This window comes from Gelidibacter sp. (assembly GCF_035577925.1).
Taxonomy (GTDB): Bacteria; Bacteroidota; Bacteroidia; order Flavobacteriales; family Flavobacteriaceae; genus Gelidibacter.
Genome location: NZ_DATJCY010000179.1, coordinates 1 through 2,313, shown reverse-complemented (window position 1 = coordinate 2,313; position 2,313 = coordinate 1). Strand labels below are relative to the sequence as shown.

The 2,313-nt window shown below is 36.3% G+C and carries 2 protein-coding genes; one reads left to right on the top strand and one right to left on the bottom strand.

All coding sequences use genetic code 11. The features are described from left to right. The first annotated feature begins 245 nt into the window (after positions 1-245). A complete protein-coding gene (locus VNJ50_RS06585; RefSeq protein WP_325580200.1) occupies positions 246-1,784 on the top strand; it encodes an IS1182 family transposase in 1,539 nt (512 codons plus the stop codon). Positions 1,785-2,015: 231 nt separating this feature from the next. On the opposite strand, the gene VNJ50_RS06580 is transcribed toward VNJ50_RS06585, so the two are convergent. Then, positions 2,016-2,313: hypothetical protein (locus tag VNJ50_RS06580; protein ID WP_325580198.1), on the bottom strand; the 298-nt coding region annotated here is incomplete at its 5' end.

The window sequence follows — 2,313 nt, the reverse complement described above, 5'->3', positions numbered from 1 at the left end:
TGAATTAAAATCATTATAAGACTAAAAGCAAAGAAAACAATTTTAGGTCTTTGTAATAATTTTCTTCCCACAAAATATTGACAAGATATAGGTAAAAATAAAAAAAGTAAACTGATAAAAATCATTTCCATAAGTCTTGTAAATAAATTACAGCTAACGTCAGTCTGTGAAAAAACTCACAAACATTATCTCCAAATATATCAAAAAACTTTGCATTATAAAACTTTATTTTTGTAAATTTAACAATGCAACACATCACAGGAATTCCGCGTAACCAAATGACCTTCGGTAGTTTAGAAGACAGCATTGCTACTGACAACCCCATTAGATTTATCGATGCTTTTGTAGAGAACATTGCACTCAAGGCTTTGGGTTTTGAAGTGCAAACCTTAAAGACTGAAGGTCGTCCTAGCTTTAACACTAAAATCTTCTTAAAACTCTATTTATACGGCTATCTCAACGGACTTCGCAGTTCGCGCAAGCTCGAAAAAGAATGCTTGAGAAACCTAGAGATGCAATGGCTTTTGTGCGGACTTGCACCAAACTACCACAGCATAGCCGACTTTAGAAAACAAAACCCAACAGGACTTAAAAGTCTCTTTAAACTCTTTGTTTCCTTTTTAAAAGATGCTGATTTGGTTGCTGGAGAAATCATCGCTATTGACGGCACGAAATCCCGAGCACATAATAGCAAAAAAGCCAACTTTAGCCAAAAGAAGATTGACAAACACTTGGCATATATCGAAGAAAAGACTCAACAATACCTTGAGCAAATTGAGCAAAACGACACGCAAGAAAACAATACCAATATCAATAATATCCAAGCCAAAATAGAGCGATTGAAAACCAATAAAATCAATTACGAACTCTTGGCTGAAAAACTCAAAGCCAGCGGAGAACCCCAAATCAGCACTACTGACCAGGACGCACGAGCGCTTTTGGTGCAAGGAGTTGTGGTAGAAGTGAGTTATAATATTCAAGCAGCAGTGGACCACAAACACAATTTGGTTGTGGCAACACACACGATCAATCGTAATGACCGCAATGCTTTAGCTGCAATTGCCCTAGAAGCTAAAGAAAATTTAGAAGTAGAATCCTTCACTGTTTTAGTAGACAAAGGCTACCATAACGGACGCGAACTTGCCCAATGCAAAGAAGCAAATATCACTACGATTGTTGCACATCCTGAGCCAGGAATAAGCAATGAAAACGGCACTACAAAAGAATACTTGGTTGCCAATTTCACCTACAATAAAGAAGCTGACACCTATATTTGTCCTGCTAACCAACACTTGAAAACTACTGGAAAATGGCATAAGAAAACCAGAGAAAGAGACAGCTACCAGTTCAAGAAATACCGAACACCAGCTTGCAAAGAATGTCCTGTAAAATCACTCTGTACGAGCAGAAAAGGAGGTAGAGAAATAGATCGAAGCCAATATGCCGATGCTGTAGAAGAAAATAACAAGCGCTACCAAGAAAACGCACAATTATACCGCAAAAGACAGGAAATAAACGAGCATATTTTTGGCACCATCAAGCGGCAATGGGGCTACAACCACACCAACTTAACGGGTCTCGAGAAAGTAAACGGCGAACACAATTTGATTATGCTGGTTTACAACATTAAACGCAGTATAAATATTTTGGGTGTAGCTGACTTAATCGCCAAGCTCAAAAACTGGAAGTCACCTTACAAAGCTAAAGTCTTGTTTTATCTAAATTGGACTTGTTTAAAGCTTTTTAGAGCTTCTTATATAAATCAAACTACATATTTAGCTTGAAGAACAACCTCGCTTAAAAAGCATTTATACAAGTAAGGAAGTAGAATAATCTTATGAAAAAGAGGTGAAAAGAGGTTTATTCACAGCCTGACGTTTTCGGGCTTTGCGTTCGGGCGGGTTTCGGAGCACAAAACTGTCAACCATCACTGAACTTGAATAGAAGCACAAAGTACCAAGTTTGCACGTCACCCCGCCTGACGCAAAACCCGTGTTAGCCGTTCGTTCTTTATTTTATAATTCCAAATCATATTTAGCTTTAATTTTATCTATGTCCTCTTTGTATTTCTTATCGTTATCATTCCAGAACTCTGAATAAGTAAGGCATTTAAAAGGTAAAAATTTATTTATTCTTTTCGAAAAATCTTCAATTTCATATTTGTGTTGTTCATATATTTTTTGATATTCTCCATTTCGATTCCAAGTTTTAGGTTTCCAATAAATATAGACTAAAACAGCCTCTTTATTTCCCTTATTTTTTATTAATCCAATTGAATGCTTTAGAAGTTGAGCAACATTTAAAAACATTTTA